The following is a 239-nucleotide window of genomic DNA, read 5'->3' on the forward strand; positions in this document are numbered from 1 at the left end:
ACCAGAAGCTTTACTATTACACCGGCTCCGGCTGTACAAGTAAATGCACCGGCAGCAAGCTCAACAAGTGCTTGTGCTTATGCAGACCAAGCAGCGGTTAATGCGGCGTTTGCTACTTGGTTAGGAGGATTCACCGTAAGCGGTGGCTGTGCTCCAAGCGGAAGCTATGGACAAGTAAGTGCACCGAGTGCTTGTGGAGGAACAACTACAGTGACTTATACTGTAACTGATAAATGTTA

1 protein-coding gene is annotated in these 239 nt (G+C 48.5%); it reads left to right on the forward strand.

Annotated elements, in window-relative coordinates; genetic code table 11:
* Nucleotides 1-239: hypothetical protein (locus tag HA632_RS01775; RefSeq protein ID WP_176305533.1), on the forward strand; the 239-nt coding region annotated here is incomplete at both ends.

The sequence above is a fragment of the Flavobacterium sp. J49 genome, assembly GCF_011742145.1.
Taxonomy (GTDB): domain Bacteria; phylum Bacteroidota; class Bacteroidia; order Flavobacteriales; family Flavobacteriaceae; genus Flavobacterium.